The 15144-nt window shown below is 68.5% G+C and carries 14 protein-coding genes; 9 read left to right on the top strand and 5 right to left on the bottom strand.

What is annotated here, in order from left to right; all coding sequences use genetic code 11:
• The first annotated feature begins 45 nt into the window (after window positions 1–45).
• From HDA40_RS08570 to HDA40_RS08590, 5 genes are all read left to right on the top strand, one after another.
• Complete coding sequence (locus HDA40_RS08570; RefSeq protein WP_253753719.1) at window positions 46–297, top strand: hypothetical protein; 252 nt, start codon at window positions 46–48, stop codon at window positions 295–297.
• An 85-nt stretch (window positions 298–382) separates the two neighbouring features.
• The gene (locus HDA40_RS08575) at window positions 383–526 is read left to right on the top strand and encodes a GPGG-motif small membrane protein (RefSeq protein WP_253753721.1); all 144 of its coding nucleotides are present in this window, start codon (window positions 383–385) and stop codon (window positions 524–526) included.
• Window positions 527–693: 167 nt separating this feature from the next.
• Window positions 694–3057 carry a molybdopterin oxidoreductase family protein gene (locus HDA40_RS08580; protein WP_253753723.1) on the top strand — a complete coding sequence of 788 codons (2364 nt, stop codon included), beginning with the start codon at window positions 694–696 and terminating at the stop codon, window positions 3055–3057.
• Window positions 3054–3527, top strand: a complete 474-nt coding sequence (locus HDA40_RS08585; RefSeq protein ID WP_253753725.1) for a hypothetical protein — start codon at window positions 3054–3056, stop codon at window positions 3525–3527. Before HDA40_RS08580 ends, HDA40_RS08585 begins: the two co-directional genes overlap by 4 nt.
• A 2-nt stretch (window positions 3528–3529) precedes the next feature.
• On the top strand, window positions 3530–4771 hold the full coding sequence (locus HDA40_RS08590; RefSeq protein WP_253753727.1) for a cytochrome P450: 1242 nt from the start codon (window positions 3530–3532) through the stop codon (window positions 4769–4771).
• Here HDA40_RS08590 and HDA40_RS08595 read toward each other — a convergent pair.
• Window positions 4689–5165 (bottom strand): hemerythrin domain-containing protein, encoded by a 477-nt coding sequence (locus HDA40_RS08595; protein WP_253753729.1) that lies wholly within the window; start codon window positions 5163–5165, stop codon window positions 4689–4691. The genes HDA40_RS08590 and HDA40_RS08595 overlap by 83 nt on opposite strands.
• 254 nt (window positions 5166–5419) lie before the next feature.
• Here HDA40_RS08595 and HDA40_RS08600 point away from each other — a divergent pair, with 254 nt between their 5' ends.
• On the top strand, window positions 5420–5779 hold the full coding sequence (locus HDA40_RS08600) for an STAS domain-containing protein (RefSeq protein WP_253753731.1): 360 nt from the start codon (window positions 5420–5422) through the stop codon (window positions 5777–5779).
• Window positions 5780–5828: 49 nt separating this feature from the next.
• Here HDA40_RS08600 and HDA40_RS08605 read toward each other — a convergent pair whose 3' ends face one another.
• Window positions 5829–8000, bottom strand: coding sequence for a hypothetical protein (locus HDA40_RS08605; protein ID WP_253753733.1), 2172 nt, complete (start codon window positions 7998–8000; stop codon window positions 5829–5831).
• Between the two features lie 208 nt (window positions 8001–8208).
• Between HDA40_RS08605 and HDA40_RS08610 the strand changes: the two genes are divergently transcribed.
• Window positions 8209–9123, top strand: a complete 915-nt coding sequence (locus HDA40_RS08610; protein WP_253753735.1) for an ion transporter — start codon at window positions 8209–8211, stop codon at window positions 9121–9123.
• A gap of 2 nt (window positions 9124–9125) precedes the next feature.
• Here the strand turns inward: HDA40_RS08610 and HDA40_RS08615 are convergent, their stop codons facing one another.
• The 3 genes from HDA40_RS08615 to HDA40_RS08625 form a co-directional block, all read right to left on the bottom strand.
• Window positions 9126–9842 carry a hypothetical protein gene (locus HDA40_RS08615; protein WP_253753737.1) on the bottom strand — a complete coding sequence of 239 codons (717 nt, stop codon included), beginning with the start codon at window positions 9840–9842 and terminating at the stop codon, window positions 9126–9128.
• A gap of 72 nt (window positions 9843–9914) precedes the next feature.
• Window positions 9915–11093: a sensor histidine kinase gene (locus HDA40_RS08620; protein ID WP_253753739.1), complete on the bottom strand. Its 1179-nt coding sequence runs from the start codon at window positions 11091–11093 to the stop codon at window positions 9915–9917.
• Window positions 11090–11743 (bottom strand): response regulator transcription factor, encoded by a 654-nt coding sequence (locus HDA40_RS08625; protein WP_253753741.1) that lies wholly within the window; start codon window positions 11741–11743, stop codon window positions 11090–11092. Before HDA40_RS08625 ends, HDA40_RS08620 begins: the two co-directional genes overlap by 4 nt.
• Window positions 11744–11830: 87 nt before the next feature.
• Here HDA40_RS08625 and HDA40_RS08630 point away from each other — a divergent pair, with 87 nt between their 5' ends.
• Together HDA40_RS08630 and HDA40_RS08635 are read left to right on the top strand one after the other, a co-directional pair.
• Window positions 11831–13243 carry a S41 family peptidase gene (locus HDA40_RS08630; RefSeq protein WP_253753743.1) on the top strand — a complete coding sequence of 471 codons (1413 nt, stop codon included), beginning with the start codon at window positions 11831–11833 and terminating at the stop codon, window positions 13241–13243.
• Window positions 13244–13411: 168 nt separating this feature from the next.
• Window positions 13412–15127, top strand: a complete 1716-nt coding sequence (locus tag HDA40_RS08635) for a hypothetical protein (protein ID WP_253753745.1) — start codon at window positions 13412–13414, stop codon at window positions 15125–15127.
• Window positions 15128–15144: the final 17 nt, after the last annotated feature.

A 15144-nucleotide genomic window follows, 5' to 3' on the forward strand; every position in this document is an offset into this window, starting at 1 on the left:
GCGACCATGCCAGCCGCGTGATCGCTTCACCCGGGAGGACGGTCAATGCTCGGAGCCGGAGAACGGCTGCGGCGGGTCCTGATCCTCACGCGGATCGGAGTTCGGCTCTTGGTCTTCGCGCTCACGGGCCAGATCGCGTTCGGTCTGCTCCTGCTGGTGCTGGAGTTGCGGATCGTCGTGCGGCCCGGCGACGAGGGTCGCCTGCTGCTCCGGTTCCTGGTCGTCCCGGTCCGGTCGTTGCCTGCGGTCAGTCATGAGATCACGCGGTACCCCATGATCCACCGCCGCAAACCGTGATCATGACCGCCACCCGCTCAAGATCGGCTCAGGTTTGCACCCGGCCGTGCGGGGAATACCTCGATCAGAGGGAGGGATCGAGATTATGGAATTCATTCTGTGGCTCCTGGCGGTCATCCTGGTGGTGTCCGGCGTGGTGGCGTTGGTACGCCGCCAGTTCCTGTGGGGCATCGTCCTCATTGTCGTGGGCCTGCTGGTCGGGCCGGGCGGCGTCAGCATCTTCACGTGACGGCCACTGAGCACACACCCCTGATGCGCAACTGAGGCGTTCGCATCCAGGCTGGGCAGGCTGGACTCGGTGAGGAATCGGGAAGGGCTTCGCCTACCTGGATGCGAACGGCCGAACGACTCGCGCCGTGCCCGCCTAGCCGCGATCAGAACGGGTATCAACGCCGCGTGACGGATCGTATTTCGGACATCTGGGGCGATAGAACACCGTACGCACAGGGCGGCGAGTGGCCTGACCGCGTCGACATCCACCTCCTCGACGGGGTCCGCCCGGACGAGGTCCGGTGGGTCCAGTCGGCGTGCGTGCTGTGCTCCAACGGCTGCGGGATGGACACCGGCGTACGCGACGGGAAGATCGTCGGAGTGCGGGGGCGGGCCGTCGATCGGGTCAACCATGGCCGGCTCGGCCCGAAGGGGCTGTTCGGCTGGCAGGCGAACGCCGCAGCGGATCGGCTGACGACGCCGCAGATCCGTCGCGACGGGCGCCTCGTCGACGCGAGCTGGGACGAGGCGATGACCCTGGTCGCCGACCGGTCCCGGCAGATCCTGGCCGAGTCCGGGCCGCTGGCCATGGGTTTCTACACCAGCGGTCAGCTGTTCCTGGAGGATTACTACGCGCTGGCGGTGCTGGCCCGCGGCGGCATCGGCACGCCACACCTGGACGGCAACACTCGCCTGTGCACGGCGACCGCCGGAGCCGCCTTGAAGGAGTCCTTCGGCTGCGACGGCGACCCGGGCTCGCTCACCGACATCGACGCCTGCGACACCCTGTTCGCGGTCGGCCACAACCTGGCCGAGACCCAGACCGTCCTGTGGATGCGACTGCTGGACCGGCTGCACGGTCCGGACCGGCCGAAGCTGGTGGTCGTCGATCCACGCCGGACGAAGGTCGCCGAACTGGCCGACGTGCACCTGGCGATTCGCAGCGGCACCAACGTCGCCCTGCTCAACGCGATCCAGCACGAGCTGATCGAGCACGACTGGATCGACCACGAGTTCGTCGACAGCCACACCGTCGAGGTCGACCGGCTGTCCAAGATGGTCGCGGCGTACCCGCCGGAGCAGGCCGCGCAGATCTGCGGTGTCGACGCGGCCGACATCCGGCGCGCAGCCGAAGTGATCGGCTCAGCCGAGCGCCTGGTGAGCACCTGCCTGCAGGGGGTGTACCAGTCGCATCAGGCGACCGCGGCCGCGTGCCAGGTCAACAACATCACGCTGCTGCGCGGGATGATCGGCAAGCCAGGCTGCACGGTGTTCCAGATGAACGGCCAGCCGACCGCCGAGAACACGCGCGAGACCGGAGCCAACGGCGACCTGACCGCGATGCGCAACTGGCAGAACCCGGCGCACATCGCCGAACTCGCCCGGCTCTGGGGCGTGCCCGAGCAGCAGATCCCCAGCTGGGGGCCGCCGACACACGTCATGCAGATCCTCCGGTACGCCGAACAGGGCTCGCTGCGATTCCTGTGGGTGACCGGCACCAACCCCATGGTGTCGCTGCCCGATCTGGCCCGCATCGGCGACATCCTGCGACGGCCGGAGCTTTTCCTCGTCGTCACCGACGCCTTCCCGACCGAGACCACCGAGCTGGCCGACGTCGTGCTCCCAGCGGCGTTGTGGGGCGAGAAGACCGGCACGTTCACGAACTATGACCGCACCGTGCACCTGTCGGAGCAGGCGGTCGAACCGCCCGGTCAGGCCCGGTCCGACCTGGCGATCTTCCTCGACTACGCCGAACGTCTGGGCTTGAACCGGACCGACGGCAGCCCACTGCTGCCCTGGCGTACGCCGCAAGAGGTGTTCGACGCGTTCGCCGAGGCGACCCGCGGAAGGCTGTGCGACTACACCGGGCTCAGCTACGACAAGCTGCGCGGCGGCAGCGGCGTCCAATGGCCGTGCGACGCCGACCACCCCGACGGCACCGAACGGCTCTACACCGATCACACGTTCTGGTCCGGCGTCGACGTCTGCGAGGACTATGGGCACGATCTGCTCACCGGCGCGACCCAGGAACGCAAGGACTACGCCGCGCTGCACACCGAAGGGCGGGCGATCTTCAAAGCCGCCGACTACGTCGAGCCGGCCGAGCCGGTGAACGACGACTATCCGCTGCTGTTCACGACCGGCCGCACTGCGTACCACTTCCACACCCGGACGAAGACCGCACGCGCGCCGGAACTCCAGCACGCGGCGCCCGAGGCCTGGGTGGAGATCTCGCCCGCGGACGCCGCTCAGCTCGGGGTGGCCGAAGGAGATCTCGTCGCGGTCGAGTCGCGACGCGGCCGCATGCAGGCGCGGGCGCGCGTCAGCGGCGTGCGCGAGGGGGTGGTCTTCGCTCCGTTCCACTACGGATCGCGGGCCGGCGTCGGCCACGCGGCCAACGCGGTCACCCAGCCCACCTGGGATCCGGTCTCGAAACAGCCCCTGTTCAAGACGGCGGCGGTACGCCTGGAGAAGCTCGCGGATTCCGGCGGCGTCCCGGCGCCGGCGCCGTTGACGACCGCCTCAGCGCCGGTGGAGGTGACCGCATGAAGCTGGCCCAGACCATCGAAGACGTGTACGCGGCCGAGACGGGCCTGGCCCGGCAGTTGTTGAGTCTGTCGGCACGGCACGTCGCCGACCCCGACGTGTACGCGATGGGCCGCACCCTGGCGAAGAAGTGCGCCGAGCATCTGGACACGCTGACTCCGCACGCACAGCGCCACGGGGCACCGGCCGCGCCGAAGGATCTCTCCGCTGACTTGACGCCTCGCGCGCTGGACGACGCGGTCGAGATCGTCCCGGCGGCCGGTCTACATCTGCTGCACGATCTGCGGCGGCTCTACCCGATCGCGCACGAGGCCGAGCTGAACTGGGTGATCCTGCTCCAAGGCGCACTGGCCATCCGCGACACCGAACTCGTCGACGTCCTCCGCCCGATTCAGGAGGAGGCTCAACATCGCTGGCAGTGGCTGCGTACCCGGATCAAGGACGCCAGCCCCCAAGTGCTCGCGATGGGATGACCATGAGCCTCGGACTGTCCTATCTCACCTTGACCCGGCTGCGCGAACGGGCCGGATCCGACGCCGTCCGCCTGCCGATTCCCGGCTTCTACGCGATCGGCGGCCCGGACGCCGCCGAGGTCTTCTACAACGCGGCCCGGTTCGACCGGCAGGGAGTCCTTCCCGGGCCGGTCAAGAAGACGCTGTTCGGCGAGAACGGAATCCACGGTCTCGACGGCCGGCCGCATCAGGCACGCAAGGGCCTGTTCCTGGCGGTCAACACTCCGGAGTCGGTCGCCCGCCTGCTCGAGCTGACCGGGGCCGCCTGGCATGCCGCGTTACGGCATCGGCGTCAGTTGGTGCTGTTCGACGAGGCGGCCCGCGTGCTGACCGCTGCCGCCTGTGGCTGGGCCGGAGCGCCGATCCCCGCAGCAGGAGTGGACGAACTGGCTCGCAATCTGGTCGCCATGGTCGACGGCTTCGCGACCCTCGGCCCCCGCCACGTGCTGGCCCGCCTGGCCCGGCGGCGGACCGAACTGTGGGCCGGCCACGTGATCGACGACGTCCGGCGGGGCAACCTCCGGCCGCCGTCCGGCTCGGCGACTGCGATCATCGCCGCTGACCCGACGTTGGATCGGGCCACCGCCGCCGTCGAGCTGCTCAACGTCGTACGCCCGACGGTCGCCGTGAGCTGGATGATCGCGTACGCCGCCCATGCGCTGCACACCATGCCCCAGTGGCGGCGCCGACTCGCCGACGGTGACCCCGGCGACGCCGGCGACTTCGCCGACGAGGTACGCCGCATGTACCCGTTCACCCCGTTCCTCGCCGCCCGCGTACGCACCGGCTTCCGCTGGCACGACCTGGACTTCCCGGCTGATGCCACGGTCCTGCTCGACGTGTACGGAATCGACCACGACCCGCGCGTGTTCCCGAATCCCGATGTCTTCGATCCCGACCGCTACCGGCAGCGGCCGCCTGGACTGTTCGATCTGATCCCACAGGGCGCGGGCGACCGCGAAACCGGGCACCGCTGTCCGGGCGAACCGGTGACCCGGGCGATCATCGAGCAGACCTCGACCATCCTCGCCCGGTCCACCTACCAGATGCCACCGCAGGATCTGACGATCAACCTGCGGCGGATACCGGCCCGCCCGGCCAGCGGCGTCCGAATCACGCCGGTCAGGCCTTGGCCGACATCAGCGCCAGCGGATCGGCCGGCGCCTTCGCCTTCGCCGCCGACATCTGCTCACCCAGCTCGCTGAGCCGATTACGCCCGAGCGTCTTGCGCACCTCGGGGAACCATTCCTGCTCCTCTTCCTCGACGTGATGCTCCACGTTCTCGATCAGCACCGTGACCTTCGCGTCGAACGTCTCGTCGGCCGGGTCGAGCTTCGCCAGCTCCGCCAACAACCACGCGACGACGTGGTGTTCCTCGACCGATTCCAGGACGTGCTCGTCGTTGCCGGGAACCTCGGCTCGCGCCGCCGGATAGAAAATCGTCTCCTCGATGAACGCATGGGTCGTCAGCTCATGGATGATCTTGTCCACCAGTGCCCGCTTCTGCGCCGGCGAAGCGTCCTCGTGGATCCGCTCGTACTCCCGGAACAGCCGCTTGACCGCCTTGTGATCCTCTTTCAGCAGTACGATCCCATCCACAGTGGGCCCCTTGCCTCGATTCGTCCATCCCGCGCACGCGGGCTGCGACGGTGATGCCCGCCCGATGCGAGCCCAAACCCCCACCCCTTACCCGGTCTTCCGGCGACGGCATGGGCCACTGGTCGGCGGGCTGGGCGCCCACGATTTGCCGATACGCGGTTTACCGTGCAGGATCTGCGAGTAGGATCCATAAACAAAGATCAATTCCGTAGCTGGAATCCTCGAGATCCCATCCGCATCGACGTTGGGCGCCCATGACCCAGTTGACCGTTCATCCGTACGCCCGGGGCTCAGATGTGCGCCACGTCGCGATGGCCGGCGAGGTGGACATCAGCACCTGCGCGCAGTTCGCCACCGGCATCACCGACGCCATCCGGCACCCCGAGGTGAACCATGTCGTGGTCGACCTGGATGACGTCACCTTCATCGATGCCCAAGCGGTCCACGCCCTGATGAGATGCCGCTGGGCGGCCGCCCGTCACGGAACGACCCTGACCGTCGCCAACGCTCATGACATCGTCGAACGCGTGCTGGCGGTGACCGGCGTCATGAACGGTGTGACCGACCCCGATGCGAGCGACGACGTGGCGGACCTCGACCCGGACGGCGCCTGACCGGCTCGGCGTCGCCCAGAGTGTCCGCCTGCGGCGGGGCCCGAGCGGCTCAGTGTCCGATGTAGTCGGTTCCGTTCCACTGGTAGCTCGTGTGGTGGATGGTGCCGCCGGCGCAGTCCGGTTCGCAGTCGTTGAGCGCCGAGTCGATCTCGAAACGCCCGTCGTGGTTGGTGTCGACCACGCTCGCGCTGTAGAACCGCTGCGCGTAGTCGCCCGGTGCCGGCAGGGTCTGGTAGGTGTCGAACCCGGCCGGGCTCGGGTTGAGGATGATGACGCCGTTGAGCCGGCCGGGGTCGTAGTTGAGGAAGATGTGCCCGGTGTTGTCGCGGGCCGGGCTGTTGGGGGCCAGCCGGTACCAGTAGCCGGCCCGGTGCTGCCAGCGGACCTTGCCGGCGCCGTCGATCACGGTGATGTACGCCTCGCCGACGCCGACCTCGTTCGGCAGCGTGGTGAACAGCAGACTGTGCCCCCACGCCGGATGGTCGAACCAGACCTGGCCGGTCACCGTACAGGCGGCCGAGCAGGCCCCCAGACGGCGCAGTTGATCACCAGAGGGGACGGCGGCGTACCCGGCGAGCCGGCGGATCTCGTCGGCCACGACGCGGGCGGCCTTCGGGTCGCCCCAGTCACCGGGCAGGTAGTCGGCGAACTTCAGCAGGTACTCGGCCGGGCAGGTTTTCATCGGCTCGATCGCCGTGCGGGCGGACGAACGCCATTGGGAGAACTGCCAGAGCTCCTTGTTCTTGTCGGCGAAGGTGTCCTGCAGGGCGAGGTTGCGATAAAGCCGGTTGGAGTCGGTGTCCCGGTCGGTGCACGACGGCTTCCACTCGCCGAGCTTCTGCGGCTTTCCGTCGCCGCGTACGCTGAACATGAGCGGCCCGACGAGGGTCTCGGCGAGCTGATCGGACAGATAGAACAGCAGATCGGCGTACGCGAGGATCTTGCAGGCTTGGGCGAGCTGGTGGATCAACCGGTCGCCGCGGGCGATCGTCTGCGCGGTGGCGCCGGGGTTGCTGCGGATGATCTGTTGTTCCAGCGATTCCAGGCGTGCTCCGAACTCGCTGTCGGGCCGGACGATCTCGGCGGCGCAGCCGGTGACGGCCTGCACGACGGCCCGCACGATCGCGTCCACTTTCCGTTCGGGCCGGTCGAGCGCCTGCTTGCCACCGCATTCGAACAGCGCCTGCAGCAGGGCGTTGATCAATGGATTGTCGCTGCCACCGACGGGGATCTGATCGAACACGTACGCGACCGCGTCGGTGAGCACCGTCCGAAAGTCGACGACGCCGGTGGCGGTCTGCATCTGGCTGCCCGCTCCGGCCGGTCGGCCGATGCCGACCGCGACTTCGTGCGTGGGCGGCAGCAGATAGCTGGTGTCGGAGTCGAAGACGTCATGTGCGGTGCGGTAGATGACGGCTTTGGGGCCGAACTCTTCCCGTCCTGCCCAGGTCCACGCCCACGCGGCGTCCTTCGGGGTGAGTGTGAGCCGCTGAGTGAACGAGCGGTTGTTCGCCACGCGGGCGGTGACGATGTCGTCGCGGTCCGGTTCGAAGCACACGCGTAGCGCGGCGGCGGACAGGTCCTCGTCCGGATCGACCACGCCACGGACCCAGCCCGGCAACGGCTTGCCGTTGCAGTGCGGCGCGTCGACCCGCTTTCCGGCGATCTGCCCGGTCCACTGGCTGGCACTGGCGGCCCAGTCCCAGAAGGAGAACTCGCTGACGGTGGCGGTCAGGACGTCGCCGTCGACCGTCAACTGCGGACCGGCGACCTTCCACATCCGGCTGTCGGGATCCCACCGGGTCAACACGGCCGAGGCCCGCTGGCGGGCGGTCAGCGCCCCCGCCTTCCACCGTAGGGTCGCCGGCTTGGCCAGGGGCTGACTGTGTTCCACGCCGATGGGGCGGCCGAAGATCTCCCCGTCGTGCGCGCCGATCGACTCGACCGATAACACGGTGACGGTCTCGCCGCTGGGCACGGCTCCGGCCGGGATCACGATCGTGACGTCGCCGTTGTCGACCGTGCCGCCGTCCGGCCCGATCTTCGTCGGCTTGCCGGTCACCTGAGGCGCTGGGTCCGTCTGCGCCTGGCCGCGGTCGCGATGAGTCCACCACCAGCCGCCCGCGCCGCCCGCGATGACCACTGCCAGCGCCGTCACGACGATCAGAACCTGTTTGGTACGCACGCGTCCTCCAGCCGAGCCGTCTCCGCCGTGTGTCATCGACTGTCTCATCGACTGTGGATGGCACCTGGCGTATCGCCGAGGCTAGGAACGCCGGACGGGACGGCGCCTCCCCCACTTGTACTGCGGCGACGACGGAAACCGGACAGTCAGCGGAGCGCCCGTAGGCTGGCCCGGTGATCCACCCACCCCTGCCGATCGACCTCTCCCCACCGTTGCCGCTGGCCGGGTCCGTGAAGGCGAACGGATGAACACGCAGCTGGCACCGCCCCAACGAGCCGAACCCGACACGACCGCACCTGCGCCGTCGCGCCTGACGCGATGGTGCGCCCACATCGTGAAGTCGCGCTGGTTCGACTTGACGATCGTCGTCGTCATCGGCGTCAACGCCCTGCTCCTCGGCGTGGAGACCTACCCCCATGACGGATCGCTCGGCCAGTTGCTGCGGACGCTGGAGTGGTGTTTCCGCGCCGTGTTCGTCATCGAGATCGCCATCCGGGTGCTGGCGTATGGCCGCCGGCCTCAGGACTTCCTCCGCCACGGGTGGAACGTCTTCGATTTGGTGGTGATCGCCGCCGCGTTCGTTCCCGGTCTGCACGGCGAGTCGGCCGCCCTGCGGGTGATCCGCATCGCCCGAGTGCTTCGCCTCGTACGCTTCTCCCCCGGGCTACGCGTCATCGTCGTCGCCCTGCTGCGGAGCCTGCCTGGGATCGGCGGGTTCTTCGCGCTGGCTCTGGTGTCGCTCTACGTCTACGGCATGGCCGGGTGGCTCATCTTCGGCGAGGCGTACCCCGAGCAGTACGGCACGATCGGCCGCGCCGTGCTCACCCTGTTCGTGCTGCTGTCCCTGGAGAACCTGCCGGACCTGATCCAGCAGGGTGTGGAGCTGTCACCATGGACGCTCGTCTATTACATCAGCTATGTGATCGTGACGGCTCACCTGCTGCTGAACATCCTGATCGCGGTGCTCGTGAACTCCATGGAGGAAGCCCGCCGGCTGGAGATGACCGAGCGGATGGCCGTCGACGAGAACCGTGACGGCGTACCGGACGAGATCGATCGGATCATGGTGAGCCAACGGCTCGACGACCTGCGCTCGCTCGTGGCCGACCTCGAACGGGAGTTGAAGATCCACCGCAAGGACGGGCGGCCGGAGCCATAGTCTCAGTGCGGCGGACGCATTCCCGCGCCGCCGATGGCTTCCCCGGCGGTGCACGAGAGTTCGCCCGGCTGGAGGTAAACCGTTGCCGGCCGCCACGCTTCAGTCTTGACGGGTGCGATGCGGATGAGGCGGCAGTCGTAAGAGTGTCCGAAGGTGCGATCGGCTCGCAGCGCCACCCCGACATAGCCGTCTCGGACGAGGACGTCGACGCGCACACGCTGGTCCAACGCAAGCTTCGACAGAATCTCCCGTACGCCCGCCTCGTCGGTGGCCTTGGCGAAGCTCTGCTGGAGGGATTCCGGATCGGGCAGCTTCGGCTCGGGCGCCAGCGGCGGATACGTCATCGGTGCGACCGCGGGGCAGGGCACCTGTTTCGGCTTATGAGCCTCGTATCGGGTGATGCGGACGTCGTAGCAGAACTCGTACGCCGGCCCGTCCTCACGGTCGGGCTCCCACCATCCCGCGTCCGCCACCCCGACGACCTTGATCGTGATGGTGACGCCTTGCTTCGTCCCGGTATCGCTGCCGGCGACGGCGAGCAAGGTGGCATCGTCGCGCCCGGTCACGCGCCGCCCGATCTCCTCGGCGGTCTGGACCGGGTTGAACGTTCCGTGCGCCGCTTCGCCGACCTGCGAAGCCTTCGTCGCTGCGTCGCTCTCGGCCCGATCCTCGGCCGACGAGCAACCGGCCAGGGCGGCCGTAGCGAGCAGACCTGTCAAGGAAACACGAAGGGCCCGGTGCATACCGTCAGGATCCCGGGTGGCGGAGCCCACGAGCATCGTCACTCTTACTCAACTTCGGCTGAGTAGATCAGCGCCGCCGGGCCAGAGTCCGTCTGTCTGCGTAGGGAACCGCACGGTCACCGCCAGACCGCCACCGGGGTTCGGCACGGCCGTGATCGTGGCGTCGTGGGCGCGTGCGATGGCGGCCACGATCGACAGGCCCAGACCAGTGCTGTCGGCCGATCCGGTTCGCTCCGGGTGCAGCCTGCGGAACGGTTCGAAGAGTTCGCCAACACGATCGTCGGGAACGTCCGGGCCAGTGTTGCGAACAGTGAGGCCCGTAGTGGGCTCGACATTGATGTCCGCCACTCCGCCGGGCTGGTTGTAGCGGATCGCGTTGTGCAGCAGGTTGGCGGCCAGCCGATGCAGCAGAACGGGGTCGCCGTCCACCGTGACCGGTTCCAGCTGCCGCCGGATCTGGACGCCTCCGGCCGGGGTCTCGCCGATCACCCGGCGTACCAGGATGTCGAGGCGGACCTGTTCCCTCGTCTCCAGACCGTTGTCGCCCTGGGCGAGGATGAGCAGACTGTCGATCAGCCGCTCGCTGCGGCGATTGACCTCCAGCAGCTCCTCGCGTACTCGAGCGAGCCGTTCGGGCGAAGGATCGTCCAGACCGATCTCGATCGCTGTCCGTTGGATCGCCAGCGGCGTACGCAGCTCGTGCGCGGCGTTCGCGATGAACCGGCGTTGACTGTCCGCGGATCGTTGGAGCCGGTCCAGCATGCTGTCGAAGGTGTCGGCGAGCTCGGAGAGTTCGTCGCGCGGTCCGGCCAGCGCGATGCGGTCGGTGAGGTTGGACAGCGACAGTCGCCGGGCGGTCGCGGTGATCTGATGCACCGGGCGCAGCAGCCGGCCCGCCAGCCACCAGCCGACCACGATCGACACGACTGTCAGGACGGCGATCGTGACGCCCGCGATGCTCCACTGGTAGCCGAGCACGGTGTCGGGCAGATAGCCGATGCCGCTGCTGTCGGAGGGCACAGATCCGCTGGTGGGCCCGGGCGTCGGGGCCGCTGTCGTCGAGGGGGCGGCGGCGCTCCCGATCAGGTTGAACCGCAGGTTGGTGAATCGTTTCTCCAGCTTGAGCTTCAGCAGCAGGTTGGTGATCGCCAGTACGGTGACCGAGGTGACCAGGAACAGCCCGCTGTAGACCGCGGTGAGCCGCACCCGCACGGTACGCCGCTTCACAGGTGGTATCCGACGCCGGCGACGGTGTGGATGCAGGCCGGTTCGCCGAGTTTGGCGCGCAGACGGCTGATGATGACCCGGACCACCGTCGTGAACGGGTCGGCGTGCTCGTCCCAGGCCGACTCCAGCAACGTCTCCGCGCTGACCAGCGCCCCATCGGCCCGCATCAGCACCTCCAGGACCGCGTACTCCTTGACCGACAGCGGCACGTGGCGGCCGTCGCGGAAGACCTGCCGGTGCGGGGTGTCCAGGACGATCCCCGCCCGCTGCAGGACCGGCGGGACGGGCGGCTGACTGCGGCGTCCCAGTGCCTTGACTCGCGCGACGAGTTCGCTGAAGTCGAACGGCTTGGGCAGATAGTCGTCGGCGCCCAGGCTCAGCCCGGCGACTCGATCCGGCACCGACGCGGCAGCGGTCAGCAGCAGAATCCGCGTATGCGCACCGCTGCTCGCCAGTTCCCGGCAGATCACGTCGCCGTGCATCTGAGGCAGGTCGCGATCGAGGACGAGCACGTCGTAGTCGTGCACCGCGAGCCGCTGGGACGCCGCCGGCCCGTCGTAGGCCACATCCACCGCCATCGCCTGCTTACGCAGCCCTTCGGCCACCAGATCGGCGAGCATCCGTTCGTCCTCGGCTACCAGGATTCGCATCCAGCCTCTGTACCAGGGGCCGTGCTTCGTCGGCGTTAACGGCTGCGTTCACACCCCTGCAACGGTCCGACCGCGAGGGTGGGCCGCATGAGGAACAAGCTACGAATCGCAGTCGGAGTAGCGACGACGGCGCTCGTCGGCGGCATTCTGACGGTCGTGATCGTCCCGGCCGGATCCGCCGAGTCGTCCAGCCGTCCACCCGCCTGCACCGCGCCCACCGGGCAGGTCGGGCAGCCGACCACCCCTGCTCCCCCGCAGCCGACCACGATCACCACCATCGGCCAGGCCTACTACTGCATCTTCGACAACTACTACAGCGGACCGGAACTGGACGACCGCACGTTGCTGGTGCCCGCCTTCGCCGCCCTCACCCGGGAGCTGCAACGCCGAGGCATCGATCAACCGCGTGCCACCCTGCCGGCCTTGACCGGCCGCAAGGACGCCGACTGGACCGCGTTCAGCCGCACCTACGACACCATCGCCGCCGCACTGCCCGACGATGCCGCTGTTCGGCAGGCCGTCGCGGAAGCCACCCTGCTCGGCATGGTGTCGGCGCTCGACGACAACCACGCCCGGTGGACCCGCGGGCAGCAGCGCAGCCTGCTTGGCATGAAGTTCTCCGGACTCCGGGTCGACGGCGTCGATCCGGTCGTCACCGCGCCGATCTTCGTCACCACGGTCGCGGCCGGAAGTGGCGCGGCCAGCGCCGGGATCAAGCCCGGCGACGAGGTGGTCGCCGTCAACGGGGTGCCCCTGATTCTCAACGGCAGTGTGTCCGAAGGCGTCGTCCGGTGGCTGACCACAGCGTCGCCGGCCCAGCAGATCACCTTCACGCTGCACCGACCGGCCACCGACACGACCTTCACCACCACGGTGACCCCTGTCGACTTCCCGCAACAGAGCCCGAAGGTCGACGCCACCCTGCTGCCCGGCGACATCGCCGAGGTCACCATCCCGGGCTTCACTCCGGGTGTCGCCGACCAGGTGCTCAACGCCATCGCCGAGCTGCGCGAAACTGCCTCGGTACGCGGTCTCATCCTCGACATGCGTGGCAACGGCGGCGGCGTCGGCGCGGAGCTCCTGCGGCTGCTGGGGGCCTTCGTTCACGGCAAGCCCACGAGTTACTGGTGCGACGTGCGCGACAAGTGCACCGCCAACCACGCCGACGACACGGTGGCACTGGTGAACCTGCCTTTGGTCGTGCTCACCGACCGCAACTGCGCCTCGGCGTGCGACTCGTTCGCCAGTTCCGTCAAAGACCTCCACCTCGGTACGCTCATCGGCACGCGTACCGCGGGCATGGTGTCCGGCCCGACCTTGCCGTACGCGCTCGACGACAACAGCGAACTGACGCTGCCCAGCCACCGCGAGATCGGCGCGAACCGGGAAACGGTCGACATCGTCGGCGTCGCACCTGATCACCTGGCGCCGACGACCGCAGTCGACTTGTCGGCGGGACGAGACGCCGCCGTCACCAAGGCGCTGGCCCTGCTGCGATAGCAGGATTCGGCCACGCCCGGCTTGCTGGGCGTGGCCGTCCGAGCGTCCGACGCCGCCGGGAAGCCGTCAGGGTTCCGACACCGGTCCACCCTGGTACTCCGGCTATGGCCCACCTGGGGGTCGGCGACCTGACAGTCCACTGCTGCACTCGCTTCTACGGTGCCACCTATGACTGAACCGAGTGCCGCGCCATTGGTCGCCCTCGAAGCCTCGGGCCAGGCGACCATTCTCAGCTACAACGTGCCCGAACCGACGTCGTACCCGGGCCGCAACTACATCGAGCTGCCGTTCGACGATCGTTATTTCACCGCGGCAGGCAAGGTGGTCCCGGACCGGGCGAAGCTGGCAGGCCGTCCCCTTACCGAGATCACCTCCGTCGTCGCCGCCTCGCTCGACGGCGCAGCCGATCCGCGGGAGTTCCCGTTAGTCGCGCACGCGGCCCGCGGGCTGGCCGGATTCGCAAGCCGACCGGCACGGACCCGAGGCGGCACGGCGGCCCGGCAATGGAACCCGGACACCGGCGAGTCCACGGACCTGCCCGGCCCGGACGACGAGGACAGCGGTCACCACGGCGGCCAGCACGGCGGCGGTCAGGGCGGTGACCAGGACGACGACCCGGCAGGTCCCGGCACGATCGCGTCCCACATCCAGGCCGGCCTCACTCCGGTGGTCTACACGTCGTTGTGGGGATCGGACGTCTCCACCTGGATTCCGACCGCCCAGACCGCCGAACCGAGGCTCTACCTCGTCGAGGAGTACCGCCTGTCCACCTATCTCGGCTCCTATGGCGCGGGCCGGGTCGTGCAGACGATGACTCTGCTACCGGGCGAGAAGACGACTATCAGCGTCAAGTCCTACACCCAGTCGACCACGACGCAGTCCGAGGCGTCGAGCATCCTGGACTCGTTCTCGGAGCAGAGCGCGACCGATTTCGAGTCGGCGGTGGAGAGCGAGCAGTCCGACCAGTCCACCTACGCCAAGAGCTTCGAGTATAAGGCGGAAGCCTCCGCCTCCTGGGGTTTCGGCATGGTCAAGGTGGGCGGCGGCGTCGCCGGGTCGACGAACTCCAGCCGTGAGGAGGCCGCCAAGAACGTGGCCTCGGCGACCGAGAAGACCTCGGCGAGCGCCTCATCCAAGCGGGACGTGCAGATCAACACGAGCTCCGAGGTGTCCACAGAGGTCGGCTCGGAGACCTCGATCACCCGGGAGATCTCCAACATCAACCTCTCGGCGCCGCTCAACTTCGTGTTCCGGCAGATGAACCAGGAGTTCATCACCATCCTGCATCTTGTCGACGTGCGAGTCGCGTTCTTCAACAACTTCGCTGAGTCCAAACAGGAGCGCCCACTGCCCGAGCTGGGCGCGCTGCTGGACGAGGTGATGGTCGACGACGCCGACAAGCGCCAGGAGGTCCGGGCCGAGATCCTGCACGCGCTGAACACCGTCGCCGACTGGCGCGGCCAGCCCGTGCGCGACGCGATCCGGCAGCGGTCGTACCCGGAACGCGACGGCTCGGTCACCAAAGTGTGGCAGTTCAACCGCGATCTCGTCACCGAGTACGAGGACCCTGCCACCGGCGCGGCCTTCACCGTGCCCGGCGTCATCCTGTCGGTGCAGAAGAACGTCATGCGCACCGAAGGCATCGTCGTGGAGGCGCTCATGGGCGTCGCGCCGGCTCTCGACCCGTACAACACGGCGTTGCAGGAGGAGGCGCTCAAGGAGCGCCGGGCCGCGAACACCGCGGCCGAGCTGTCCAACCGGCGCGAGGAACTCGCTCAGCGCATCGTCAGCAGCGGCGCGACCAACCTCGCCGACACCTACGTCCGCCTCTTCGTCCCGGACCCCGCGCCGGCCACGGACACTCCCGCCCCGCCGGCGACCTGATGGTCGCGTCGGCTCGC

It is taken from the genome of Hamadaea flava (assembly GCF_024172085.1).
In the GTDB taxonomy this organism is placed as follows: Bacteria; Actinomycetota; Actinomycetes; order Mycobacteriales; family Micromonosporaceae; genus Hamadaea; species Hamadaea flava.

Coding starts and splice junctions, on each gene's coding strand:
- HDA40_RS08635 (WP_253753745.1), top strand. CDS start 13,412: ATGACTGAACCGAGTGCCGCGCCATTGGTCGCCCTCGAAGCCTCGGGC.
- HDA40_RS08570 (WP_253753719.1), top strand. CDS start 46: ATGCTCGGAGCCGGAGAACGGCTGCGGCGGGTCCTGATCCTCACGCGG.
- HDA40_RS08610 (WP_253753735.1), top strand. CDS start 8,209: ATGAACACGCAGCTGGCACCGCCCCAACGAGCCGAACCCGACACGACC.
- HDA40_RS08600 (WP_253753731.1), top strand. CDS start 5,420: ATGACCCAGTTGACCGTTCATCCGTACGCCCGGGGCTCAGATGTGCGC.
- HDA40_RS08630 (WP_253753743.1), top strand. CDS start 11,831: ATGAGGAACAAGCTACGAATCGCAGTCGGAGTAGCGACGACGGCGCTC.
- HDA40_RS08625 (WP_253753741.1), bottom strand. CDS start 11,743: ATGCGAATCCTGGTAGCCGAGGACGAACGGATGCTCGCCGATCTGGTG.
- HDA40_RS08585 (WP_253753725.1), top strand. CDS start 3,054: ATGAAGCTGGCCCAGACCATCGAAGACGTGTACGCGGCCGAGACGGGC.
- HDA40_RS08575 (WP_253753721.1), top strand. CDS start 383: ATGGAATTCATTCTGTGGCTCCTGGCGGTCATCCTGGTGGTGTCCGGC.
- HDA40_RS08590 (WP_253753727.1), top strand. CDS start 3,530: ATGAGCCTCGGACTGTCCTATCTCACCTTGACCCGGCTGCGCGAACGG.
- HDA40_RS08605 (WP_253753733.1), bottom strand. CDS start 8,000: ATGACACACGGCGGAGACGGCTCGGCTGGAGGACGCGTGCGTACCAAA.